The organism is Mesorhizobium sp. AA22 (genome assembly GCF_001672375.2).
Lineage (GTDB): Bacteria > Pseudomonadota > Alphaproteobacteria > Rhizobiales > Rhizobiaceae > Mesorhizobium > Mesorhizobium wenxiniae.
In genome coordinates, this window is record NZ_CP048406.1 from 5,412,943 (window position 1) to 5,435,632 (window position 22,690).

The 22,690-nt window shown below is 62.0% G+C and carries 24 protein-coding genes; 8 read left to right on the forward strand and 16 right to left on the reverse strand.

The genetic code is table 11. The annotated features are described in order from the left end of the window. Window positions 1-33 precede the first annotated feature (33 nt). Window positions 34-390, forward strand: coding sequence for a DUF488 domain-containing protein (locus A9K68_RS25890; protein WP_065010116.1), 357 nt, complete (start codon window positions 34-36; stop codon window positions 388-390). A 50-nt stretch (window positions 391-440) separates the two neighbouring features. On the opposite strand, the gene ugpC is transcribed toward A9K68_RS25890, so the two are convergent. From ugpC to A9K68_RS25915, 5 genes are all read right to left on the reverse strand, one after another. Then, window positions 441-1,508, reverse strand: coding sequence for a sn-glycerol-3-phosphate ABC transporter ATP-binding protein UgpC (gene ugpC, locus A9K68_RS25895; RefSeq protein ID WP_065010115.1), 1,068 nt, complete (start codon window positions 1,506-1,508; stop codon window positions 441-443). A 31-nt stretch (window positions 1,509-1,539) separates the two neighbouring features. Next, window positions 1,540-2,265 (reverse strand): SDR family oxidoreductase, encoded by a 726-nt coding sequence (locus A9K68_RS25900; protein ID WP_065010114.1) that lies wholly within the window; start codon window positions 2,263-2,265, stop codon window positions 1,540-1,542. A 64-nt stretch (window positions 2,266-2,329) separates the two neighbouring features. Beyond that, window positions 2,330-3,835 (reverse strand): extracellular solute-binding protein, encoded by a 1,506-nt coding sequence (locus A9K68_RS25905; RefSeq protein ID WP_065010113.1) that lies wholly within the window; start codon window positions 3,833-3,835, stop codon window positions 2,330-2,332. Window positions 3,836-3,894: 59 nt separating this feature from the next. Then, on the reverse strand, window positions 3,895-4,767 hold the full coding sequence (locus tag A9K68_RS25910) for a carbohydrate ABC transporter permease (RefSeq protein WP_029355470.1): 873 nt from the start codon (window positions 4,765-4,767) through the stop codon (window positions 3,895-3,897). A gap of 1 nt (window position 4,768) precedes the next feature. Next, a complete protein-coding gene (locus A9K68_RS25915) occupies window positions 4,769-5,656 on the reverse strand; it encodes a sugar ABC transporter permease (protein ID WP_082982563.1) in 888 nt (295 codons plus the stop codon). A 155-nt stretch (window positions 5,657-5,811) separates the two neighbouring features. Here A9K68_RS25915 and A9K68_RS25920 point away from each other — a divergent pair, with 155 nt between their 5' ends. After that, the gene (locus A9K68_RS25920) at window positions 5,812-6,732 is read left to right on the forward strand and encodes a sugar-binding domain-containing protein (protein WP_065010111.1); all 921 of its coding nucleotides are present in this window, start codon (window positions 5,812-5,814) and stop codon (window positions 6,730-6,732) included. A gap of 182 nt (window positions 6,733-6,914) precedes the next feature. Here the strand turns inward: A9K68_RS25920 and A9K68_RS25925 are convergent, their stop codons facing one another. Then, window positions 6,915-7,724: an HAD-IIB family hydrolase gene (locus tag A9K68_RS25925; RefSeq protein ID WP_065010110.1), complete on the reverse strand. Its 810-nt coding sequence runs from the start codon at window positions 7,722-7,724 to the stop codon at window positions 6,915-6,917. A gap of 4 nt (window positions 7,725-7,728) precedes the next feature. Continuing rightward, the gene (locus A9K68_RS25930) at window positions 7,729-9,057 is read right to left on the reverse strand and encodes a sn-glycerol-1-phosphate dehydrogenase (RefSeq protein ID WP_065010109.1); all 1,329 of its coding nucleotides are present in this window, start codon (window positions 9,055-9,057) and stop codon (window positions 7,729-7,731) included. Window positions 9,058-9,197: 140 nt separating this feature from the next. Between A9K68_RS25930 and A9K68_RS25935 the strand changes: the two genes are divergently transcribed. Continuing rightward, window positions 9,198-10,181, forward strand: a complete 984-nt coding sequence (locus A9K68_RS25935) for a sugar-binding transcriptional regulator (RefSeq protein WP_065010108.1) — start codon at window positions 9,198-9,200, stop codon at window positions 10,179-10,181. Between the two features lie 54 nt (window positions 10,182-10,235). After that, a complete protein-coding gene (locus A9K68_RS25940; protein ID WP_065010107.1) occupies window positions 10,236-11,732 on the forward strand; it encodes an FGGY-family carbohydrate kinase in 1,497 nt (498 codons plus the stop codon). 54 nt (window positions 11,733-11,786) lie between these two features. On the opposite strand, the gene A9K68_RS25945 is transcribed toward A9K68_RS25940, so the two are convergent. Continuing rightward, window positions 11,787-12,143 carry an ArsC family reductase gene (locus tag A9K68_RS25945; protein WP_029355455.1) on the reverse strand — a complete coding sequence of 119 codons (357 nt, stop codon included), beginning with the start codon at window positions 12,141-12,143 and terminating at the stop codon, window positions 11,787-11,789. Between the two features lie 176 nt (window positions 12,144-12,319). On the opposite strand from A9K68_RS25945, the gene A9K68_RS25950 reads away from it, so the two are divergent. The 3 genes from A9K68_RS25950 to A9K68_RS25960 all read left to right on the forward strand — a co-directional run bounded on the left by A9K68_RS25950 (window position 12,320) and on the right by A9K68_RS25960 (window position 13,467). Continuing rightward, the gene (locus A9K68_RS25950; RefSeq protein ID WP_065010106.1) at window positions 12,320-12,685 is read left to right on the forward strand and encodes a metalloregulator ArsR/SmtB family transcription factor; all 366 of its coding nucleotides are present in this window, start codon (window positions 12,320-12,322) and stop codon (window positions 12,683-12,685) included. After that, window positions 12,682-13,167: an SRPBCC family protein gene (locus A9K68_RS25955; RefSeq protein ID WP_065010105.1), complete on the forward strand. Its 486-nt coding sequence runs from the start codon at window positions 12,682-12,684 to the stop codon at window positions 13,165-13,167. The genes A9K68_RS25950 and A9K68_RS25955 overlap by 4 nt, the downstream gene beginning before the upstream one ends. A gap of 123 nt (window positions 13,168-13,290) precedes the next feature. Next, the gene (locus tag A9K68_RS25960) at window positions 13,291-13,467 is read left to right on the forward strand and encodes a hypothetical protein (RefSeq protein WP_156768444.1); all 177 of its coding nucleotides are present in this window, start codon (window positions 13,291-13,293) and stop codon (window positions 13,465-13,467) included. 210 nt (window positions 13,468-13,677) lie between these two features. Here A9K68_RS25960 and A9K68_RS25965 read toward each other — a convergent pair whose 3' ends face one another. Genes A9K68_RS25965 through A9K68_RS25995 form a run of 7 tightly spaced genes read right to left on the reverse strand, consistent with a single transcriptional unit; the run spans window position 13,678 to window position 20,304 of the window. After that, window positions 13,678-14,655: a 2-dehydropantoate 2-reductase gene (locus A9K68_RS25965; protein WP_065010121.1), complete on the reverse strand. Its 978-nt coding sequence runs from the start codon at window positions 14,653-14,655 to the stop codon at window positions 13,678-13,680. A gap of 2 nt (window positions 14,656-14,657) precedes the next feature. Then, entirely contained in the window at window positions 14,658-16,208 is a 1,551-nt protein-coding gene (locus A9K68_RS25970) for an acyl--CoA ligase (protein WP_065010103.1), read from the reverse strand. Beyond that, window positions 16,201-16,899 carry a fumarylacetoacetate hydrolase family protein gene (locus A9K68_RS25975; RefSeq protein WP_065010102.1) on the reverse strand — a complete coding sequence of 233 codons (699 nt, stop codon included), beginning with the start codon at window positions 16,897-16,899 and terminating at the stop codon, window positions 16,201-16,203. The genes A9K68_RS25970 and A9K68_RS25975 overlap by 8 nt, the downstream gene beginning before the upstream one ends. 2 nt (window positions 16,900-16,901) lie before the next feature. Continuing rightward, complete coding sequence (locus A9K68_RS25980; RefSeq protein WP_065010101.1) at window positions 16,902-17,657, reverse strand: ABC transporter permease subunit; 756 nt, start codon at window positions 17,655-17,657, stop codon at window positions 16,902-16,904. Window positions 17,658-17,663: 6 nt separating this feature from the next. Beyond that, window positions 17,664-18,467, reverse strand: a complete 804-nt coding sequence (locus tag A9K68_RS25985) for an ABC transporter ATP-binding protein (RefSeq protein WP_065010100.1) — start codon at window positions 18,465-18,467, stop codon at window positions 17,664-17,666. A gap of 1 nt (window position 18,468) precedes the next feature. Then, on the reverse strand, window positions 18,469-19,296 hold the full coding sequence (locus A9K68_RS25990) for an ABC transporter permease (protein ID WP_065010099.1): 828 nt from the start codon (window positions 19,294-19,296) through the stop codon (window positions 18,469-18,471). A 12-nt stretch (window positions 19,297-19,308) separates the two neighbouring features. Beyond that, the gene (locus A9K68_RS25995; protein ID WP_065010098.1) at window positions 19,309-20,304 is read right to left on the reverse strand and encodes an ABC transporter substrate-binding protein; all 996 of its coding nucleotides are present in this window, start codon (window positions 20,302-20,304) and stop codon (window positions 19,309-19,311) included. A 175-nt stretch (window positions 20,305-20,479) separates the two neighbouring features. Between A9K68_RS25995 and A9K68_RS26000 the strand changes: the two genes are divergently transcribed. Continuing rightward, window positions 20,480-21,172: an FCD domain-containing protein gene (locus tag A9K68_RS26000; RefSeq protein ID WP_065010097.1), complete on the forward strand. Its 693-nt coding sequence runs from the start codon at window positions 20,480-20,482 to the stop codon at window positions 21,170-21,172. A gap of 66 nt (window positions 21,173-21,238) precedes the next feature. Here A9K68_RS26000 and A9K68_RS26005 read toward each other — a convergent pair whose 3' ends face one another. After that, window positions 21,239-22,666 carry an aldehyde dehydrogenase family protein gene (locus tag A9K68_RS26005; RefSeq protein WP_065010096.1) on the reverse strand — a complete coding sequence of 476 codons (1,428 nt, stop codon included), beginning with the start codon at window positions 22,664-22,666 and terminating at the stop codon, window positions 21,239-21,241. Window positions 22,667-22,690: the final 24 nt, after the last annotated feature.

A 22,690-nucleotide genomic window follows, 5' to 3' on the forward strand; every position in this document is an offset into this window, starting at 1 on the left:
AAACCGTCACGGCGATCAACCCCGGAGTTGGCAATGAAACTCGATATCAAGGTCAAGCGCATCTACGAGCCGCCTTCGCCTGGCGATGGCCAGCGGGTGCTCATAGACCGCGTATGGCCGCGCGGCGTCCGCAAAGAAGACGCCGCGCTGACGCTATGGCTGAAGACCGTCGCGCCAAGCGATGAATTGCGCAAATGGTTCGGCCACGAGCCGACGCGCTGGATGGAATTCCAGCAGCGATATCGCGGCGAGCTCGACAGGAACAGCGACGCGGTCGGCCAATTGCGCGCGCTCCTCGACAATGGCCGGGTGACGCTGCTCTACGGCGCCCAGGACGACGTGCATAACAACGCAGTGGCCCTGGCTGACTATCTCCGCCTAAAGGGCTGAGGCAGCGCGCACGCTGCCGGGTCACATCGACGCCTTTATCGCTGATCTCCTCAGGCCACACGCAGTTCCGTGGCCGCATCGAAGAGGTGCACTTTGCCCGGCAGTACCGAAAGATTTATCGCGGCGCCGGCGTTGCGGCGCTCGTCACGCGGCACCACGGCGACAGCGTCATATCCCGCCACGCGCAAATGGATCTGAACATCCGCGCCGGTCGTTTCGGACAGCACGACCTCGCCCTTGATCTCACCCGTATCCGAAATGCCGAGATCGTGCGGCCGGACGCCCATGATGACCTTTTGGCCTGGCTTCGCCTTGATCTCCGGTGAGAGGCCGATCGACACGCCTTCGGCGACGAAGCGAGGACTGCCGCCCGCGGTCTCCACAGCGCCAGCGATGAAATTCATCGACGGCGAGCCGATGAAATCGGCGACATATTTCGAGTTCGGGCGCTCATAGACCTCGTCGGGCGTGCCGATCTGCATGATCCTGCCGGCGTGCATCAGCACGATCTTGTCAGCCATCGTCATCGCCTCGATCTGGTCATGGGTGACGTAGATCGTGGTCGTGCCGAGACGATTGTGGAGTTGGCGGATTTCCACGCGCATATGCGTGCGCAGCTTCGCGTCGAGATTGGAGAGCGGTTCGTCGAAAAGGAAGACGGCGGCATTCCGCACCATGGCGCGGCCCATGGCGACGCGCTGGCGCTGGCCACCCGACAGTTCCTTGGGATAGCGCCCGAGATAGGGCGTGAGATTCAGGATTTCCGCCGCCCATTCGACCTTCTTCCTGATCTCCGCCTTTGGCACTTTCGCCACTTCGAGACTGAAGCCGATATTGTCGAACACCTTCATTGTCGGATAAAGCGCGTAGTTCTGGAACACCATCGCGATATCGCGATCGCGCGGGTGAACGTCATTGACCCGCCTGTCGCCGATCAACAGATCGCCGTAGGTCACGCTCTCGAGCCCTGCTGTCATGCGCAGAAGCGTGGTCTTTCCGCAGCCCGACGGCCCAAGAAGCACGACGAATTCGCGGTCGGCAATGCCGAAGGAGACGTCCTTCATCACCTCGACATGCCCGAAATTCTTGGCGATGTTCCTATATTCTACGGTAGCCATTCGCTCTCTCCAGAAGCCCGGATTCGGATCGTCAGTATTTCTGCCTTGTCGGCGTGATGACGATTTCCTGCACGAGGGCGTTCTGCGGCATCTGGTAGGTGTGCAGCATAAGGTCAGCCACGTGCTCGGGCCCGATCCCGCCACCGATCTTGAGCTTGTTGGCCTTGTAGTTGGCGAGCGTCTGCGGATCGAGGACGCCGCTCAGAACTTCGGTTTCGATCACCCCGGGCGAAAGCACGACCACGCGGACGTCATAGTCGGAAAGATAGTCGCGCAGCGACTCCGACACGGCGTGAACGAAGAATTTCGTCCCGCAGTAAACCGTATGGTCCGGATAGACCTTCCGGCCAGCGATCGAACTCATCATGAACAGCGTTCCATGACGGCGCGCCATCATGCCCGCCATCACGGCGTGGACCGAATTCAGCACGCCCTTCGTGTTGATGTCGATCATCTCGTCCCATTCCTCGGGCGGCTGGCGGCCTATATCGGCAAGACGCGCGATGCCGGCATTGGCAAAGAGCATGTCGACCGGTCCGTATTCGGCTTCCGCCTCCTTCACGGCGGCCGCAATTGCGGCGCGGTCCCGGACATCAACCTGCCGGGCCATACTGTCAGGCAGGTTCAGCGCCTCCATGCGCTCCAGACGGCGGGCCATCATGAGAACTGGATGGCCGGCGCGCGAAAACACCTTGGCGACCGCTTCGCCGATACCAGAACTGGCTCCTGTCACTGCTACGAGCTGTTTTCCAGCCATTGTTTTTCCTCATGGGAATTGTCGATACCCGGGGTGGCGGCCCAAGGCCGCCACCCCGGAACACTCAGCCCTTGGCGACGAGATCGTCGACCTGGGTTTTCAGGGCGTCGAGCGACTCCTTGGCCGAGCCCGACTGGCCGGCGAAGTATTTGCCCAGCGCAACGGGGATCATATCGCTCGAGAGTTCTGCCCACGCCGGCAGGTCGGGCTCGGATCCCATGTAGTTGGCGATGGTGTCGCGCACGACCGGCAAATGGCGGGTCGTGCCGGCGCCGACACGCGCATTGGCCAGCACGCGCGGATCATCATAGACGCTGGTGCGCGTTGGCCCCGTACCGCCGCCGAGAACGGTTATCAGCGCCTGGGTATCGGCTGAGGTCGCCCACTGCATGAAAATCCAGGCAGCGTCTGGGCTCTTCGAGTATTTCGACACCGCGAGCGAAGAACCGCCCTGGTGACCAACGCCTGGAATTTCGCCGAATCCGGTCTGTTCGACCGTGCGTGGCGTGGCGGCAGGTTTCGGTGGAACCATCGCTTCCATCAGACCGGAGACCTTGGAAGCCTTGGGATCGTCGAAGAACGGGAAGAATTCGCCCCAAGAGAGCATCGAGGCGGCGACGCCCTGGCCGACCGACTGGCCCTCGCCATCCCATGTCCAGCCGTCGACGCCGGGCGGCATCGTCGCCTTGAGCTTGTCCCAGTAGGCCATGGCGGCCAGGCCAGCTTCGTCATTGCCGGTGAATTTGCCGTCGGGGCCGAAAATCGAACCGCCATGGCCCCAAAGCCACGCCGTCCAATCGCATTCGAGGCTGTAATGGCCCGATTTCATCTGGCCGCTGGTGCCGTACATGTTCGGGCCCTTGGCGTCGGTGATCGCCGCAGACGCCTTCAGCAAATCGTCCAGCGTGGCCGGAGGCGGCAGCTTGAGCTCGTCCCAGACGTCCTTGCGGTACTGCATGATGAAGATCGGGATGTCATAGGGCACGCCGACCATGCGGTCCTCGTACATGGCGATACCGTCGACGAGCGGCTTCAGGAAGTCGTCGATGTTGTAGTTCGGCATTGCCAGATCAGCGTTCTTGAGCTGCTCGCGCGGATCGAAGACGTCCTGGCTGAAGCTCGCCGCCCAGCTCTGGTCGATATAGTAGAGGTCGTAAGTGCCGAGGCTCGACGCCACGTCGAGCGTCAGCTTCTGCAGCACCTGCTCGAGCGGCAGAACTTCGATCTCGACCTTGATGCCGGTAGCCTCCTCGAAATACTGCTTGAGTTGCGTGGCGATGGCATTCGACGGCGGCGTCGATTCGGTGGCGAGACGAAGGGTCGTTCCGGCAAAGGGCTTGCCGACATCCGAGAGCCACTTGGTGATTTCGGCGCTGGGCTTCAGTTCCTGTTCCTGAGCCGATGCCTGGCTGATGCCGTAGAACGGACGTCGTCCCAGGCCCATGCCGAGCGCGCCGGCGCCGAGGCCGAGAATGCTTGCTACGCGAAGAAACGAGCGCCGGTCCATCTGTCCGCGAACGAAGCGATCGGTGACAGAGGCAAGATGCGCCTTTCTGATGCTGTCTTTCATTGTCTACTCCTCCGGTTTAATTCGCGATTTTCACAAGGCTGCGAATTCGAGCCTCCCATCTATTGTTTCAACGATCCCATCGTGAGACCGCGCACGAGGTGCTTTTGAACCAATAGAATGAAGATGAAAGCGGGAATGATGGATGCGGCGCCAAGCGCGGCCATGTTGCCCCAAGCGGTGCCGATCGAGGTGACGAAGGTCGACGAGACGACAGGCACGGTCTTGACAGACGTGGTGGTCAGGGTCAGCGCAAACAGGAATTCGGTCCAGCTGAAGATGAAGCAGAGGACCGCCGTGGCGGCGATGCCGCCCTTGGCCATCGGCAGCACGATCCGCCGGAAGATCATGAACCGGCTGGCGCCATCGACAATGGCGCTCTCGTCGATCTCCGACGGAATGTCGTCGAAGAAGCTCTTCATCAGTAGGACGGCGAGCGGCAGGTTCATCAGCGCGTGGATCAGCACCATGCCGGTATAGGTGTCGATGAGACCGAAATTCTTGTAGATGAAGAACATCGGAACCGCGACCGCGACGGGTGGCATCATGCGCGTCGACAACACCCATCCGACAAAACTGTGCCGGCCGCGGAAGTTCATTCGCGATAGGGCATAGGCGGCAAGCGTGGCGATGGCGACGGCGAGCACGGTCGACAGCGTCGCGATCACGATCGAATCCCAGACGCGGGGCGCCATGTAGAAGTTGCCGCCGCCCGGCGTCACGGTGATGCCGCCGCTGCCCAGCGAAATCCCGAACACCTTCTGGAAATTGTCGAAGGTCGGCGTGAAGGCGATCAGTTTCGGCGGCCGGTTGAAGATGTCATTGCCGTGTTTGAACGCCACCGACGTCCAGTAGTAGATCGGAAAGAAGAAGACTGCGACCACAACCCAGGCGGCGATGGTGCGAAGCATGCGCGTTGAGAAGGAGCCGTTCATTTTACCATCTCACCTTGGCGATACGGATGAAGAGATTGGCAATGACCAGGATGATCACCAGGGTGACGAGACTGAGCGTGGCTCCATAGCCCCATTTTACGAAGCTGAACGTCTGCTGCCATGCATAGAGGGACAGCGAGTAGGTTGACGCTCCCGGCCCGCCGGACGTCATGACGAAGACATAATCGAAGACGCGGAAGAGATCGATGCCGCGGACCAGCACGGCGATTGCGATCACCTTCGACATCATCGGCAGGGTGATGCGCCGGAAAATCTGGAACGACGACGCGCCGTCGATCATCGCGGCCTCGTAAGGCTCCGGCGGCAGCGCCCTGAGACCGGCAAGGAAGATGAGGACCATGAACGGCGTCCACTGCCAGATTTCCGCGACGAGAACGCCGGCTAGCGCGGTCGACGCCGTGGCGAGGATAGGGTTGTTCGGATTGAGCAGGCCGATCGACTGCAGCACGTAGCTGATCACCCCGAACTGCGGGTCCTCCATCAGCAGATACATCATGCCGACGATGGCCGGCGGGATGACAAGCGTCATTGTCAGGACGCCTCGCAGGAATCCGAAACCGAAGCCGTCGCTGTCGAGGAGCAGCGCGATCGCCATGCCGAGCACCAGTTCAAAGACCAGTGCGATGGCGAAATAGGTGAAGGTGATGACGAGCGACTGCCAGAACCGCGTGTCGTTCCAGAGCTGCACCCAGTTTTCCGTTCCGACGAATTCGAGCGCCCGTCGGCGCGGGACGAACTCATGGAAGCTCAGCCAGACGTTGTAGATCAGGGGGTAGACCGTGAAGACAAGCAGGATCGCCACCAGCGGCAGCAGCCAGGGCAGCGGGTGATCCGAAACGACGAAACGTCTGGCTTGGGCAACCCGCACGCGTTCCTCCCGAACCGCTTCGTTTTGCGATCCACAAATGTTCATATCTTGTGCATTTGTTCAAATGCTATATTGTCATCCTGTCTGTGGCAAGCACTTGTTGGCCGGCTACAGCGGCATTCGGATGGGTGCGCCACCAGCATCGGAGGACCCTCATGACGTCGATCGGTCTCCTGGCACGGGTAGCCCATCAGTATTTCGTGTTGGGCGAAACGCAGCAGGCCATCGCCGAGCGGCTGCAGATCAACCGCACCAAGATCCACAGGTTGCTGGCCGAGGCGAAGGAGCGCGGCATCGTCTCGATCCGCATCAACGCCGGGACGTCCCAGGCGCTCGAAATGGAAGAACAGCTCAGGCGGAAGTACCGGCTCGACATATGCAGCGTCACACCGAACGATACCGGGTCGGAGCTCGGGCTCGCCGAAGTGATCGGCATCTATGCCGCGCAGACCGTCGAGACGCTGCTCAGGGACGACATGACGGTCGCCATGGCGTGGGGCCGAACCATGAGATGGCTCGCCTCCAACATCGAACCGGTGGCCCTCAGGAACGTTACCGTCGTACCGCTTCTCGGCTCTCTGTCGCGCCGGTCGTCGATCGACAAATACGACGCCGCCGCCGTCTTTGCCCAGCGCACCCAGGCCGAATCCTATTATCTCCCCGGACCCATCATCTGCGACAGCCGCGACAGCCGCGAGACGATCCTGCAGCAACCGAGCGCGCGCGAGGTTATCCAGAAGGCACTGAACGCCGACCTTGCGCTGATGAGCGTCGGCGGCACAACCAGCTCGACGCTTCGGAGCGTCGGTTATATGACCGACGAGGAATTCGACGATATCCTCAGAATGAAACCGATCGGGAACTTTCTCGGCTATTTCTTCGACCGGCACGCCGAACTCATCGACCATCCCGTCAATGAACGCATTGTCGGGGTTTACCCTCTCGACACAATGAACATCCCCAAACGCATCCTTGTTTCCGGCGGAAAGAATAAGGTCGGCATCATGGCCAAGCTCCTGGAAAAGGGATTCTTCACCGGCCTCATCACCGATCAGGAGACGGGGAGTTCGCTCTGACATCCACCGGCCGGGATTGCGGTAGAAACCAAAGGTGCTGTGCGATTTTGCCTGGTGCACGGCGCTCGCTTTCCTCTGAAAGCAGAATGGCATCGAATCTTTCCTAAGCCGTCCCTGGTTCGGTTCCATCGCCTGCAGCATCCTTTGCGTCGTTTGCGGGCGGCACATTTCGCGCCGGCCGATCAGACCACCCCCGACCTCCGGTTTGCCAGGATCATATCGGCAACCTCGACGAAGCCGCGTCCACCCCGCGACCTGGCGACGAAAGCGGGTTCGGCGTCGATTTGTCCCTGGAAGTCCATGACATTCGCGACCCCGAACGAGGTCGGAAAAAAACCGAACATCGGAGCGTCGTTCGGACTGTCTCCGACGAACGCGTAGGCCTGCCTTTCGCCATCGAGATCGGTTCCCAGCCTCTCGCTCGCAAAGCGGCGCGTCATCGACAGCTTGTCGTATCGGCCAAACCAGCCATTCACATGGATCGACGAAATCTTGGCGACAGCGCCGGCTTCCTCGAAAATCTGCTTGATGTGCATGGCGTCGGAGATCGGCAGAGCTGGAACATCTTCGCAAAAGTCGATGGCCAGATCGGCTTCGCGATATTGCTGGTCGGCGGATACGGCCGAACCCGGCACTTCCTGGACAATACGCTTTTCCAGGTCCGTGAGCCTGCGCCTGTTTTCCCGGCGTTCCTCAGCGCTCGCGGCGAAAACCCGGATCATCTTTCGCGTTGCCTGATCATAAGCGAAGTAAAAAGCGCCATTTTCGCCGACCACGCCGGTCACCGGCCAGAACCGGGCAATCATGTCGCACCAGCCTGCCGGTCTCCCGGTAATGGGAGCAACGACAAGGCCCGCCTCGTGCAGACGTTCGAGCGCACGGTAGGCGTCGGCTGGAAGACGCCCCTCGGTCGTCAAGGTGTCGTCGATATCGCAGAAGACGCCGCGAATGCGCGCCGCAGTTTCGGGTCTGAATTCGGCGAGGTCGCGCATCCCGTCAGGCTTCCCCACGCGCAAAATCCTCCAGCATTCCTGCATCCCCAGCAATGTCGAGGAACGAGAAGCGATTGCGCATCTCCCGGCAATGAACGACGGCTTCGCGGTAGAAATCGGGTGGCGTGCCCAATTCGGCGGCTGAGATCGGCCCGCCGGTGGATTTCAGCAGGCGCTGCATCTCGTCGACCGGCACCATGAATTGCTTGAGCTCCTGCCTGAGTGTCGGCCAGAGCTCCTGCAGCCGCTCGTTGAATGCGGCGGCGGCATTCTCGTCGAAGGCCTTCTTCTTCAGTTCGTCGAGACATTGTGCGGCGACAGCCGGGCTCATGCGGCGGACCATGTCGTCAGGGTCGATCTTCGTCGCCTTCACCACCGGCGGCTTGTCGCTAGCAAGCATTGCTTGCTGCAATCGCGCCATGCTGAGCGAAGCGACGCCGACCTGGGTGCCGTGGAGCGTACCGGGGTGACGCTCGCCGGCGAAGCAGTCTATATAGTGCGATATCTGATGCTCGCCCATGGAACCGTGATTGGAGACGCCGGTGAAGGAAATTCCGAGGCCGCAGAGCGTCAGCACGCGATAGAGATAGCCATTGGCCTCGATGTCGTGTTCGGCAAGCTTTGCCGCACGCTCGTTGAGCGCCGCTTCATCCTTTTCCTGGATGAGAAACGGGACCTGATGGTAAGCAGTGCCAAGCAGACGGTGCGACATCCACCAGTCGATCTGGGCGACCGAGCGGCAAAGGCAGTCACCGAACCCCGCCGCCGACAGATAGGTCGGGGCGGCAGCGGAGACGCCGAGGTCGACGAAAAAGCCTGATGGCGCGTGGGAAGGGAGCGATACCTTCAGGCCGCTTTCAAGTGTGATGGACGCGGTCGTCGATGTGTAGCCGTTCATCGAACCGGCCGTCCCGAACACGCAATAGCGCCGTTCGTTCCTTCCGGTGACGAACTTGCAGAGATCGTTGATCGTGCCGGAACCGACCGCGACCACGGCATCCGCATCCGCGAGTTTGACGGCCAGGCTTTCGACGTTGGCCATGTCGGCGTGCGGGTGGTCCAATATCAGGACATCGACAGGGCCGAGCGTCTTCAGTTCGCGCGCAACGCGTTCGCCAAGCGCATCATAGGTCGCGGCATCCGCGACGACGGTGAACCGCTCACCCAGACCGAGCTCCGAAACGAGATCGGCCGCCCGCCCGTCGAGGCTTTCTTCGATGACGATCCGATCATAAGGCACCACGGCCTTTTTCCCGGTCTCCGGGCTGGTCCAGTTCCCGTCCAAAATGTCGTCGATTAAAGTCGTCCAGGATCCGGCTGCCGGATTCGTCATGGCGTCCTCTTGTGGGGGCAACTCTCTAGTCCAGACACAGGCGCGCTGCGCCATCGAACAATAGTCACCTATCACTGTCTTTTGTCAAGCATCTGCCCGCAAAGCTTGACTTCGTTCTGCAAACCTGCGGAAAAAGGGACATGAATGCCAACGCCGACATCGACGTGGTCCGAACATCTGGGCTCTCGGCACTGCCGCCCGAATTCGACAGCGCGGTGGCGTGGGCTGCCTGGCTCTACTATGTCGACCAGCTCAACCAGAGCGATGTGGCCAAGGTCATGAATGTCTCCAGGGCGAGCGTGGTAAACTATCTGCAGGAGGCACGCGAAAGCGGACTTGTCGCCGTGCAGGTCGATCACGACGCTTTTGCCCGCACGTTGACCTCGCGGCGCCTCATGGAAAAATACGGCCTTCGCGGCGCGGCGGTTATCCCCGACCTCGATCCAAACGATGCCGACCGCCGCATCGGCGAAGCGGCAGGACGGTTGCTCGCATCCATGGTCGATCCGGGTGACACGATCGGCGTCGCCTGGGGAAAAACGGTGCTCGCTGCCGCCCGCTCGATTCCACGATTACGGCATGACCGGAACCTCACCGTCGTCCAGCTCTCGGGAAGCTCGATCGGCACCAGCGATTTCTCGCCGGAATTCTGCACCTCGCTGATGGCCAATCGGCTCGGAGCCCGCTGTATCAACCTGCTTGCCCCGGCGATCGTCTCCACCGACGAACTGCACGACGAACTCATGCAGGAGCCGATGCTCGTCAACCAGTTCCGTATGATCCGTGCCGCCGGCAAGGTCATCTTCGGGATCGGCGATATAGGGCCGGAGAGCACCTATGCCCGAGCCGGGATATCGGATGCCGACGCACTTGCAGGTATGATCGAGCAGGGAGCGCTCGGGGTCATCATCGGGCGGTTCATCGACGCTCGAGGCGCCCCTTTCGCTACTCCGCTCGACGGACGCACCGTCGGCATCACGCTCGATGAACTGAAAGCGGTGCCCATCCGTATCTGCGCCGCCGGCGGCGCCCGCAAGATGGGGGCGATCAGGGCTGGGCTCGGCGGCGGATATGCGACACATTTTGTCACCGACATGGCCACCGCGAACATTCTCTTGGAATAACCGGCACTCGACTAACCAGCACTCGGTGGAACTCATCGTCTCGGGAGGACAATCATGGGCAGCAGCGACGGACCCCTTGTCGTCGGCCTCGACAGTTCCACGCAATCCTGCAAGGCGATTGCCTGGAGCCGGGACGGACGAGCCGTGGCGGAAGGCCGCGCGCCGCTCGATCTGATGAAGCCGAGGCCGGACTATGTCGAGCAGGAGGTCACCGACTGGTGGCGGGCCGCAACAGTGGCGCTGCGACAGCTTGTCGGCGCGGTCGATGCGAAACGCATCGCCGGTATCGCGATCTCGAACCAGCGCGAGACCGTTGCCCTCATCGACGGCGCCGGCGAGCCGATCGGACCCGCGAGCCTTTGGCTCGACGAACGCGCCGCCGGGCTGGTCGACCGTTTCGCGGCGGAAATCGGCCGTGAGCGGCTGCACGCGATCACCGGCAAGCCGATCGATGTGACGCCGGTGGTCTACCGCCTGAAGTGGCTGCGCGAGAACGAACCGAAACGGTTGGACCATGCGAAGAAAATCCTCGACGTGCACGGCTACCTGACGCTGAAACTGACGGGAACGCCGAGTGCGAGCTGGACGAGCGCCGATCCGTTCGGTCTCTTCGACATCTCGCGCAAGGCATGGTCGCAGCCGCTCCTCGATCATCTCGGCATCAAGCCGTCGCAACTTCCCAACGCGGTGCGGTCCGGCACGCGGGTCGGGACCGTCCATGCCGCGGCCGCCACCGCAACAGGGCTAGCCGAAGGAACGCCGGTGATTGCCGCCGGCGGCGATGGGCAATGCGCCGGGCTCGGCGTCAATGCCATGCGCGACGGCGTCGTCTATCTCAATCTTGGAACTGCGATCATCGCGGGAATCTGGTCGCGGGAACCGGTGGTCGGCGCCTTCTGGCGCACCATGACCTCGCCGACAGGCGATGGCTATTTCCTCGAGGCGGTGCAGCGGGCGGGTGTCTATTTCGTCAACTGGTTCGTAGACATGTTTGCCGGCGGACGCTCCAATCCGGCGATCTTCGACCGCCTGGAAACTGAAGCGGCGGCCGTCCCGATCGGCTCGGACGGACTTCTCGCCGGCACCACCCTGGTCGGTTGCATGGACCCGCATTGGGATCCGAGCGCACGCGCGAGCTTCATCGGCATGCACCCCTCGCACACGCTCGGTCATTTTTATCGTGCGGGGCTAGAGGCGATGACGCTGCAAACCGCCAGGGCTCTCGAAGAGATGCGCAGCCATGGTCTTTCGCCGGCGCAAATGGTGGCGATCGGCGGCGGCGCCAACAGCAAACTTTGGTCAAAAATGATCGCGGACGCGACCGGGATCTCGATCCATAAGGGTCACAACGCTGAAGCCTCCTCCCTCGGCGCAGCCATCAGCGCAGCGGTCGGCATCGGATGGTTCGAGAGTTTTGCTGAGGCAGCGGACGCCATGACGAGCATCGCCGAGACAATCGAGCCGGACCCACGCAGACGCGAAGCATGGGACGCGCTGTCGGCCAGGCAGGCCAAGGTCTTCCCCGCGACCCAATTCGCCTGGCGGAATTGAGACCGGCGCGGCAAGCAGGCTCTCGAACTGGAGCGCGAAAAGCGTCCCGTCCCGCTACTTCAACCCGCCCACCGCCTGCTGGTAAACATCAGGCTTGAAGCCGACGAGGATGCGATCGCCAAGTTCGAGGACCGGCCGCTTGATCATCGTCGGGTTGGCCAACATCAGCGCCTTGGCCTTCTTCTCGTCGAGGCTCAGCTTGTCCTTGTCCGACAGTTCGCGAAACGTCGTGCTCGCCTTGTTAAGCAGGATTTCCCAGCCGACTTTGCGGGACCAGCCGTTCAGCCGGTCCGCGTCCAGTCCTTCGACCCTGTAGTCATGAAAGCGGTAGGCGACATCGTGGCTTTCCAGCCAGACACGCGCCTTCTTGATCGTATCGCAATTGGTGATGCCGTACATCGTGATGGTCAAAATTTTGGCCCCTCGGACTGATCGTTCGTCGAATCTGGCGGCACCCTAAACCACCCTTCAGACTTTGTCAGAGACCCCGCAGGCATCCTCAGAACTTTTGGGCTTGCCTATACTAAGGAATTTTCCTAAGTGTTTTCCGAACCATCTTTGGCCATGCGCAGTGGCGCGAGGAAGACATGACCGTCGCAACAAGCCCACAGACCTCGAGTCCTAGCATCCCGCCGATCGACGGCATTTTCCGAGCGCTGGCCGATCCGACGCGGCGGCGCGTGGTCGAGCGGCTGAACCGAAGCCCGGCATCGGTCAGTGAGCTCGCCCAGCCGTTCGAGATGGCTCTGCCCTCCTTCATCGAACATCTCAGGGTTCTGGAAGGCTGCGGGCTGGTGCGTTCCGAAAAGGCCGGCCGCGTCAGGACCTACCGGCTCGCGCCGGAGCCGCTGAAGGTCGCGGAAAATTGGCTGGCCGAGCAGCGCGTACTGTGGGAACGCCGCCTCGACCAGTTCGATGCCTACGTGATGACACTCAAGGAGAAAGACAAATGAGTTCGACCCCGCTTTTCAACCCCGACCCGAAACGCGATCTCGTCCTCGAACGCGTCATCGAAGCGCCGCGCGAGCTTTTGTGGACAGCCTGGACGACGCCCGAGCATGTTCGGCAGTGGTTCACACCGAAGCCGTGGATCGTCACCGATTGCGAGATCGACCTCAGGCCCGGCGGCCTGTTCCGGACCCGCATGCAGTCGCCTGATGGCAAGGAGGTCAACGACCGGCATTGCTGCTACCTCGACATCGTGCCTAACGAGCGGCTGGTGTGGACCGATGCGTTGCTGCCCGGCTATCGGCCGTCAGGGGACCCGTTCATCACAGCGGTGATATCATTGCACCCGGAAGGCAAGGCGACACGCTACATCGCGACCGCCATCCACCGCGATGAAGCCACACGCAAGAACCATGAGGAGATGGGCTTTTTCGAGGGCTGGGGCACCGTGGCCGACCAGCTTGCGGCATATGTCAGAACAATTTGAGGCGGAGTAGTGCCTCGACGAGCGGCGGCTGGCTTCTTTGCGATCTCAACGCGCCATTCGGGCGTCCTGTTCTCGGCGCGCTTCTTCCCGCCCTTCGCTACAAGAGATTTTGGCGGCAGGGTCTTGCTAGATCTGGTGGGGTTAGTCCTCATCCTCACGGAGCAAGCGGTCGAAATTCTCTGGCGGCATCCGCCGCAGCCGCTTGCTGAATTCGGGATCGAAGTGTCGATCATTGGGGTCGAGACCATGTCGGTCACTGGATTTACGGCCTACAGCGGCAACGAACTCAGTTATCTCTGACGCTTTCCGCGCTCGCTTCTGACCAGAATTAAGACGGATGCGCAATTGCTCCGACATGAGGCCTCCGATGTTTTTCGCTAAGCCTATAGGGGCTTTCGCCAACTTTCAAACTACCTGAACCGACGATTCGAGCATCATGACAAAGAGAGAACATGCGAAACGAAAAAATGACCTGGCGAGGATGATGGGACTGCCTGGCCCGCTCCTGTGTCAATAGCAGCCGCGCTCGATGGCGAGGCGGCGCACCAGCGCCAGCACGTTGTCGATGGCGGGCGTTGGCTGGCCAGTCAACCGGCCGAGTTCCTGAACCGCCGTCACCAGCGCATCGATCTCCATTGGTCGGCCGCGCTCTAGATCCTGCAGCATCGACGTCTTGTGCTCGCCGACATCGCCCGCCCCCTTGATACGGCGGTCGACATTTATCGGGAAACGCACGCCGAGACTTTCGCCGATCGCCTGCGCCTCCAGCATCATGGTGCGGGCAAGCGCGCGGGTTGCCTCGTCGGCAGCGATTGCCGCAAGCGTGCTGCCGGTCAGCGCGGAAATGGGGTTGAAGGAGAGATTGCCCCAGAGCTTCACCCAGATCTCACTTCGGATGTCGTCGCGAACCGGCACCTGCAGCCCTGCCGCAACCATCTCCGCAGCAAGCCGCGTGACACGTTCGCTCTTCTCGCCCGAGGGCTCGCCGAGCGAAAAGCGTTTTCCCTCGATATGGCGGACCAGGCCGGGCGCATCCACCTCAGCCGCGGGATACACGACCGAGCCGATGACGCGATCCGGCCCAAGCCGATCCCAGATCGCTCCACCGGGATCCACCGCTTGCAACCGCGTGCCTTCGAGCGAACCGCCGATCTTGTGGAAGTACCACCACGGCACGCCATTCTGCATGGTGACGACAGCCGTCCCCTCGCCCAGCAGCGGCGCGATCTGGTCCAGCGCCGGCGCGAGAGAATGGGCCTTGAGCGCCAGTACGACATAGTCCTGGACGCCTAGCTCCTGCGCTTGCGCGGCGGCCCTGACAGAGGCGACGGATTCATGACCGTCTTCGATCAGGCGAAGTCCGGCCGTCTTGATCGCATCGAGATGAGCGCCGCGCGCCATGATCGACAGATCGACCCGGCCGGCCATGGCAAGTTTGGCCGCGAGATAGCCGCCGATCGCGCCGGCGCCAAAAATGGTGATCCGCATCATCATCCAAGCCCGGGTTTGGCAAGCCCGGGTTTGACAAGACCCAGTTTGGTCGCCAGACCGATGCGCTGCAGCTTGCCCGTCGCGCCCTTCGGGATTTCGTCCAGGATCAGGACAATGCGCGGCACCTTGAAGTCGGCAAGCCGCATCGCGGCGAAGCTGCGGATATCGCCTTCGGTAGCGGCCATGCCCTCGCGCAGCACGATCGCAGCCGCGACCTCCTCCCCGAGCTTGTCGTGTGGCGTGGCGAAAGTGACGACCTGCGCCACCGCCGGATGGTCCATCAGCACGTCATCGACCTCGAGCGGCGAGATCTTCTCGCCGCCGCGGTTGATGATCTCCTTGAGCCGGCCGGTGACGCGCAGATAGCCGTCGCCGTCGAGCACACCCTGGTCGCCGGTATGAAACCAGCCATGCGCGAAGGCAGTGGCATTGGCGTCCGGATTCTTCTCGTAGCCCGCGGTGACATTAGGCCCGCGAATGACGATCTCGCCGGTCTCACCGGGCTTAAGCAATTGCCCGTCCAGCGCCATCACCGCCACTTCCGGTCCGGCGGCGGCGCCGACGCTGCCCGGCTTGCGCAGGCCTGGCGGCAACCGGTTCGAGGCCATCTGGTGGGCGGCCTCGGTCATGCCGTAGGATTCGATCACCGGACAGCCGAAGGTCGCCTCAAGCTCGGCCATCACTTGCGGCGGCAGCGATGCCGAGGACGAGCGGATGAAGCGAAGAGGCGCCGCTGCCAGTGCATCGGCATTGCGTGCCGCCCGCGGCAGGATCGCCTGATGCATGGTCGGCACGGCCGTGTACCAGCTCGGCCGCGCCTCGCCTAGCCAATGGAAGAAGCGCAGCGCGTTGAAGCCCGGCGTGCAGAAGACGCTGCCGCCGGCGGCGAGCGAGGACAGCACCGCCGCGATCAGACCATGGATGTGGAACAGCGGCATGATGTTGAGGCAGCGATCGCCTGATGTCAGGCCGAGCGTCGCGCCGATATGGGCGGCCGAGGCGGCAAGATTGGCATGGCTGAGCGGCACCAGCTTTGGTCGTGACGTGGTGCCTGAAGTGTGCAGCAACAGCGCGATGTCGCCGTCCTCAGCCAGTTCGGGCGCAGCCGGCGGGCCGATCGGTTCGCCCTCGATCCTGAAGCTTCCGGCAGGCGCGTCGCGCAGTGCTGCGAGCCTGAGCACCGCTATGCCCAGGCGCTCGGCAACGGCAATCGCCGGGCCGCTTTCGTCTTCGGCAACCAGGATCGCCTTGGCGCCAATGTCGGTCAAGTAGAAGTCGAGCTCGTCTGCCCGGTAGGCCGGGTTGAGCGGCGCCGTGGACGCCGCCGCGGCCACCGCGACAAAGGCCGTCGCCATCTCCGGCCCGTTCGGCAGCACGATGGCCACCCGATCGCCGCGGCCGAGACCCAGCGCGTGCAGTTGCGCTGCCGTTTCAGAGATCAGGCGGCGCAGTCCGCCATGGGTGAGCGTGATCCTGTCGGGTGCCGAAATCGCCGGCGCATCGTCCGCTCCGACAGCAAGCCGTTCAATGATCGACGCCGCTTCAGACAACGCGAACCTCTAGGTCGCCGACGCCATCGATATGACCGCGAAGAACATCACCGCGAACAACTGCCCCGACGCCCGCCGGCGTGCCGGAAAGAATGATGTCCCCCGGCATCAGCGTGAAGAGACCGGAGAGATAGCTGATCATTTCCGGAACTTTCCAAATCATCTGGTTGAGATCGCCGGTTTGTTTTCGCTCGCCATTGACGTCCAGCCAAATCGCTCCCTGGGTTGGATGACCGATCGAACTTGCCGGAACCAATGGCGTGCATGGCGCCGATGCCTCGAAGGCCTTGCCGACCTCCCATGGACGGCCCATGTCCTTCGCCTTACCTTGCAGGTCGCGCCTGGTCATGTCGAGACCTACGCCATAACCGAACACGCAGTCCAAAGCCTTTTCGGCCGAGATGTCCGTGCCGCCGCTCTTCAGCGCCACGACCATTTCGATCTCGTGATGGACATCGTTGGAAGCCGGAGGATACGGAAATTCTCCTGTCGTATCGAGGTTGTCGGGATTCTTCTGGAAGAAGAATGGCGGCTCCTTGTTGGGGTCGTGTCCCATCTCGACTGCGTGCGCGGCATAGTTCCGTCCGACGCAATAGACCCGGTGCACCGGAAACATCTTGTCAGTTCCCGCCACCGGGATGCTGGGGATTGCGTTCGGTTCGATGACGTAGCTTGAGGTCGTGCCGTGCATGTTCACTGTCTTGCTCCTGCATAGTATTCGACTTTGGCTTCGGCCCTTTCGATCAGTTCGGCAATCAGCAGGGCGAAGGCAAAAAGGATGATGGTCAGGGCCCAGAATTCGGCCATGCGGAAATTTCGCGAGAAGGTCTCGAACAGCGCGCCGTAGCCGACGATGGCGACGAGCAACTGGCCGATGACGACGCCCTTGACGCCGCGGATGAGGCCGAGGCGGATGCCGGCAAGGATCTCCGGAAGCGCCGCCCACAGGATGATCTTGGTATAAAGGGCCGGGCGCGAGGCGCCATAGGAACGCGCCATCTCGATCAGCGACGGCGAGATGTGGCGGACCCCGGCGCGCGTGTCGAGTACGATGATCCAGATCGCAAACAGGAACACCGCCGCAACGATCGTCTGCTCGCCGAAGCCGAACAGGATCATCAGCACCGGGACGATCGCCGAGAGCGGTGCGCTTGAAAAGATATTGACCCACATGCCGAGCAGGTCGTCGGCGATCTTGACACGTCCCATCAGGATGCCCAGAGGCACGCCGATTACGATCGACAGGGCCATGCCCATGGCGAAGGCGCGAAGGGTCGTGACCGTCGCGCTCTGCCAGGACGGGGTCTGCACCAAACCGACCGCGGCAGCCAGCACGTCGCTAAACGGTGGCAGCAGAAAGACAAGGTCCAGCCGGCCGACGATTTCCCATACGACGCACCAGACGAGCAGGGACGCCATCATTGGTACTCGGTAGCCAAACAGGGTCATGACCGGTCACTCCACATACTGCTTCAGCCCCTGCCATATCTCCTCGACCGTATCGAGATAGTGCCTGTCGCGATGAATGCGCTCGGGGTCGCCGGAGCGATCGATTTCCGGTTCAATGATCTGCGACACCCGGCCGGGTCTCGGTGACAGCAAGACGATGCGGTCGGAGATGTAGACTGCCTCCTCGATCGAGTGCGTCACGAAGATGAAGGTCTTGTTCTGGTTGGTGCGCAGTCGGATCAGATCTTCCTGGAACTTCCGCCGGTTCTGCTCGTCGACCGCCGAAAACGGTTCATCGAGGAGCAGGACGTCGGCATCGACCGACAAGGCCCGCGCCAGGCCGACGCGTTGGCGCATGCCACCCGACAACTCGTGCGGGTATTTGTCCTCGAAGCCGGCGAGACCCACCTCAGCTATATAGCGGCGGGCGATCTCCTCACGCTCGGCCTTGTTGGTGCCGCGCAATTCAAGCCCGAAGGCTACATTGCGCATCACGGTCGCCCAAGGCATCAGCGCAAAGTCCTGGAACACGAAAGCGCGTTCGGGGCCTGGGGCGCTGACGCGCTTGCCGTTGATCGCGACAGTGCCGCCATCGGCCCGTATCAGCCCCGCTATGATCTTCAACAGGGTCGTCTTTCCGCAACCGCTGGGTCCGAGAAGGCTGGTCAGCTTGCCCCTGGGAAAGTCGAGGTCGATGCCGCGCAGCGCCTCGACATTGCCGTAGGTCTTGGAAATTCCTCTCACCTCCACGATTGAATCGATCGGTGCGGGAACCGGCGACGGTCCATTTCGCAATGCGGTCGCGCCCATCTTAAGCACCTCTACTCTCCGGCCTGAAAACACGGACTTCCACCCACTGCAGAAAGACGAGCGTCAGGGTGGAAAGCGCAATGATCGAGGCAATTGTTGCGTACATCTCGGCGTAGTCTGCGCGCGAGCGGTGGAAGGTTATGAGGTCGCCGATGCCGGTCGGGGTGATCAGCAGCTCGGCGAGCACCACGCCGACGAACCCGGCAGCGACGCCGAGGCGCAAACCGGCAAAAATCACTGGACTGGCGTCCGGAAGAATGATCTTGGCGACGGTCTGCCAACGTGTGCCCAGGAATGATCGGCACATGACCAGCAGCGACTCGTTGACGTTGCGCACGGCCTTGTAGGTATTGAGCACGATGACCGGCAGCGCCAGGATCATGACGGCGAGCGTTTTGGCGGTCATGCCTATTCCGTAGACGAAGGTGACCATTGGAACGAAGGCGGCGACAGGTGCTGCCTGAAGCACGATGAACACAGGGATCACCAGCCATTCGCCGCTGCGCCACAGGCCACAGATCGTGCCGAGGCCGACACCCAGGAACGCCGACAGGACAACGCCGAGCAACAGCGGCTGCAGTGTCGAAAGATAGGCAGTTGCCAAGCTGCCGTCGGCGAGCAATCCGAAAAATGCGACGATGGTGTCGGAAAAAGTCGGAAAGGCGAAGCTGACGGGAATACGCCCGGCCACTTCCCAAATTCCCGCGAACAGAGCGATCGACACCAGCCTGAGCAGGATCGGCTGGTCCCACGATGCGCCCGTTGCGCTTCGAGTCGATGGAGAAGCGAGGCCGGCAGCCTCGCCGTCAGTTCTGATGCTTACGGCCATCCGGCAGGCGGCCTATTTCTTGCCGAGCTTGGCGACGGCGCGGTCGATTGCGGAGACATCCCAGAAGTCCTCGACCTTGAGGCTCGCGGGATCCCCTTCGATCTGGCCGGCAAGGCTGAAGAAGGCAAAGTCGTCTTTGGCCGCATCCACTCCGCCGCCATTCAGCGCAAGGCTGCCGGCTTCCGCGGTTTCCTTGTAGTATTCGGTGATTTCGCTATCAGCCTCCGCGCCGAGATCCGGCAGCAGTTTGTACTTGTTGCGGAGCTCGACCGCCACGGTTGGATTTTCAGTTATTTCACGCGCGGTCTTCATCAGTTCCTCGACCAGGATGTCGACGTCGGCGGCGTTGTTCTTCAGATAGTCTGCGGTCGCGAAAAGCGCTTCGTCCGAGGCGCCGAGATCCTCGACTGGCAGGACGATGAACTTGCCGGGGGCTTCGGCCTCAAGCGCGCGCCTGTTGGCGGCATCGACGATCGACGCCTTGATGGTCCCCTGCAGCAGCGCATTGCGGCGAACCTCGGAACCCGGGACATAGCTGATGTTGCCGAGCTTGATGCCGTGGTTTTTCGCCATCAGGAGCATGACCGCCTCTGTGCCGGAGCCGCGCGCCTGAACGGCGACTTCCTGCCCGTCCAAATCCTTCCATTCCTTGTAAAATTCGCTGTTGACGACAGGAAAGAAGCGCAGCGTCGATATCTGCGCAAAGATGCGGATCGGCACGCCAACCTTCTGGATCAAAGTATAGGGCGCGCCGATACCGACATCGGCCTGGCCGCCGACAATCGCCTGGGCAGCCAGATCCTCGTCATTGAGAACAATGAGCTCGACATTCACGCCGCGTTCCTTGGCGCGCTCTACCGCGGCGAGCGTCTGGATGGATTCTATACCGGGAAGGTCGCCGAATGCGATGCGCATGTCGCCCGCATTTGCGGCCGACAGGTGCGATGCAAATGCCAGAAACGCAGCGAAAGCGGTGGCAAGGACGGTACGTCCGGTCATGCTGGCCATTGTCATTCCTCCCGTTTGTAACCATTACCTTAATTGGTTAAGGCTGTGGAGCGGATTGGTCAAGGAGAAACTGCGCGATGGCAGATGCGCGGGCCCAGAAAACTCGGCAGTTGACGGTTTCCGCTAATCGTTTTAACACCGGCAAAGGGAAATCATATGCGAATTGGTTAAATTGATGGACGATCCCGGTAATGGCGGCCACGCCGCCCTGGTTCAGCTTCAGGCCTATCTTGCCCAGATGGATCATGCCGGCGAGACACGGCTGCCTGCCGAGCGGGAACTGTCGGAGAGCCTCGGCGTATCGCGCGGCGATCTGCGCAAGGCGCTGGCGGTGCTCGAGAAGGACGGCCGCATCTGGCGTCACGTCGGCAGGGGCACCTTCGTCGGCAGTGGACCGGTCGAGGAGACGATCGGGATTTCGGAAATCGCCGGGCGCACGAATCCGGCCGACGTGATGCGCGCGCGCCTGATCATCGAGCCCGAGATTGCGCGCGAAGCGGCGCTGCACGCCACGCTTTCCGATATTGCCTCGATGCGACAATCGCTGGTGCAGACGCGGGAAGCCGTCACATGGCGGCAATACGAGAACATCGACAATCTGCTCCACCGGCAGATTGCGCAGGCGAGCCGCAACAATGTGCTGCTCGGCCTGTTCGACGTCCTGAACGCCGTGCGCCGAACCGTGGTGTGGGGACGTCTTCGTTCAGAAGGCGCCCGCCCTCCGGCAGACCATCACAGCTTCGCGGACCATGAACGGATCGTCGAAGCGATAGCCGAGCGCGACCTCGGCGGCGCGGCCGCGGCGATGCGGCTGCATCTCCAACAGGTCGAGCGGCGTTTGATCCCCGTCCGCGAAGCCGCCGAATAGCTTGGCTTTGCCCACGCTACGCGCGCGCGTCCTTCTTGGACACGCGGCGCTGTTCGCAGTCTTGCGCTAGGCGCCGTAGCCGATGATGCCCTTGATCTCGAGGAAGTCATGGATCGCCCAGTCGGCATATTCGCGGCCATTACCCGACTGCTTGTAGCCGCCGAAGGGCGCGAATGTGTCCCACTTCGGATAGTTGATCGAGACCTGCCCGGCGCGCAAGCGGCCGGCGATCTTGCGTGCGTGGTCGATGTCCCCTGACTGCACATAGGCGGCGAGGCCATAGACGGTGTCGTTGGCAATCTTCACCGCGTCGTCATCGTCATCGTAGGACATGACCGAAAGCACCGGCCCAAAGATTTCTTCCCGCTCGATTGTCATGCCTGGTGTGACGTGGCCGAACACGGTCGGCCTGACATAGTAGCCGCGATTGAGGTGCTCCGGCCGGCCCGGACCTCCGGTGACCAGTGTCGCACCCTCGGCGATGCCGGCCTCGATCAGCCGCTGGATCTTGTCGAACTGGATGTTGCTGACCACCGGCCCGAGCTTGGTTTCTTCCGAGCGCGGATCGCCGACCTTGTGCGCCTCGGCTGTCTTCTTCGCGATCGCAAGCGCCTCGTCGTGGCGGCCGGCCGGCACCAGCATGCGCGTCGGCGCATCGCAGGATTGGCCGCTATTGCCGAAACAGGCGTTGACGCCCTTGCGCACGGCCTTCTCGAAATCGGCATCGGGCAGCACGATGTTGGCCGACTTGCCGCCGAGCTCCTGCGCGACGCGCTTGACCGTCTCGGCCGCTGTTTTGGCGACGATGATGCCGGCCCGGGTCGAACCGGTGAACGAGACCATGTCGACGTCGGGATGGCCGGCCATGACCTGTCCGACATCCGGACCGGTGCCGTTGACCATGTTGTAGACGCCCTTCAGCGTGCCGGCCGCTTCCATCACTTCCGAAAAGATGACGCCGCTGATCGGCGCGATCTCGGAAGGCTTTAGCACGACCGTGCAGCCGGCGGCGATCGCCGGCGCCACCTTGCAGACGATCTGGTTGAGCGGCCAGTTCCACGGCGTGATCAGCGCGCAGACGCCGATCGGCTCCTTGACCACCATCGTGGTGCCGCGCTTCTCGCTGAATTCGTAATCCTCCAGCGCCTTGATGGTGGACTCCATATGCGCCCTGCCCGCCCAGGCCTGCGCCTCGCGCGCCCAGGTGATCGGCGCGCCCATCTCCTGGCTGACAGCCTGCGCGATGTCCTCGTAGCGCTCGTTGTAGACTTCCAGGATGCGCTTCAGCAGCTTCAGGCGCTCGGCCTTGCTGGTCTGCGAGAAGGCCGGAAAGGCCGCCTTCGCCGCTGCCACAGCGCGATCCACATCCGCCTTCCCACCGACAGAGATTTTCGTATAGGCCTCCTCGGTGGATGGATCGATCACATCCAGCGTTGCCGGCACTACGGGCGCGACCCATTTTCCGTCGATGAAGAAGTTCAGGTGATTGCTCATGGGTTATGCTCCGATTTTTTGGAA

Bases quoted from the DNA above. Each gene is read 5' to 3' on its own strand.
- A9K68_RS25890 (WP_065010116.1), top strand. From the start codon at position 34: ATGAAACTCGATATCAAGGTCAAGCGCATCTACGAGCCGCCTTCGCCT.
- ugpC (WP_065010115.1), bottom strand. From the start codon at position 1,508: ATGGCTACCGTAGAATATAGGAACATCGCCAAGAATTTCGGGCATGTC.
- A9K68_RS25900 (WP_065010114.1), bottom strand. From the start codon at position 2,265: ATGGCTGGAAAACAGCTCGTAGCAGTGACAGGAGCCAGTTCTGGTATC.
- A9K68_RS25905 (WP_065010113.1), bottom strand. From the start codon at position 3,835: ATGAAAGACAGCATCAGAAAGGCGCATCTTGCCTCTGTCACCGATCGC.
- A9K68_RS25910 (WP_029355470.1), bottom strand. From the start codon at position 4,767: ATGAACGGCTCCTTCTCAACGCGCATGCTTCGCACCATCGCCGCCTGG.
- A9K68_RS25920 (WP_065010111.1), top strand. From the start codon at position 5,812: ATGACGTCGATCGGTCTCCTGGCACGGGTAGCCCATCAGTATTTCGTG.
- A9K68_RS25925 (WP_065010110.1), bottom strand. From the start codon at position 7,724: ATGCGCGACCTCGCCGAATTCAGACCCGAAACTGCGGCGCGCATTCGC.
- A9K68_RS25930 (WP_065010109.1), bottom strand. From the start codon at position 9,057: ATGACGAATCCGGCAGCCGGATCCTGGACGACTTTAATCGACGACATT.
- A9K68_RS25935 (WP_065010108.1), top strand. From the start codon at position 9,198: ATGAATGCCAACGCCGACATCGACGTGGTCCGAACATCTGGGCTCTCG.
- A9K68_RS25940 (WP_065010107.1), top strand. From the start codon at position 10,236: ATGGGCAGCAGCGACGGACCCCTTGTCGTCGGCCTCGACAGTTCCACG.
- A9K68_RS25950 (WP_065010106.1), top strand. From the start codon at position 12,320: ATGACCGTCGCAACAAGCCCACAGACCTCGAGTCCTAGCATCCCGCCG.
- A9K68_RS25955 (WP_065010105.1), top strand. From the start codon at position 12,682: ATGAGTTCGACCCCGCTTTTCAACCCCGACCCGAAACGCGATCTCGTC.
- A9K68_RS25965 (WP_065010121.1), bottom strand. From the start codon at position 14,655: ATGCGGATCACCATTTTTGGCGCCGGCGCGATCGGCGGCTATCTCGCG.
- A9K68_RS25975 (WP_065010102.1), bottom strand. From the start codon at position 16,899: ATGCACGGCACGACCTCAAGCTACGTCATCGAACCGAACGCAATCCCC.
- A9K68_RS25980 (WP_065010101.1), bottom strand. From the start codon at position 17,657: ATGACCCTGTTTGGCTACCGAGTACCAATGATGGCGTCCCTGCTCGTC.
- A9K68_RS25985 (WP_065010100.1), bottom strand. From the start codon at position 18,467: ATGGGCGCGACCGCATTGCGAAATGGACCGTCGCCGGTTCCCGCACCG.
- A9K68_RS25990 (WP_065010099.1), bottom strand. From the start codon at position 19,296: ATGGCCGTAAGCATCAGAACTGACGGCGAGGCTGCCGGCCTCGCTTCT.
- A9K68_RS25995 (WP_065010098.1), bottom strand. From the start codon at position 20,304: ATGGCCAGCATGACCGGACGTACCGTCCTTGCCACCGCTTTCGCTGCG.
- A9K68_RS26000 (WP_065010097.1), top strand. From the start codon at position 20,480: ATGGACGATCCCGGTAATGGCGGCCACGCCGCCCTGGTTCAGCTTCAG.
- A9K68_RS26005 (WP_065010096.1), bottom strand. From the start codon at position 22,666: ATGAGCAATCACCTGAACTTCTTCATCGACGGAAAATGGGTCGCGCCC.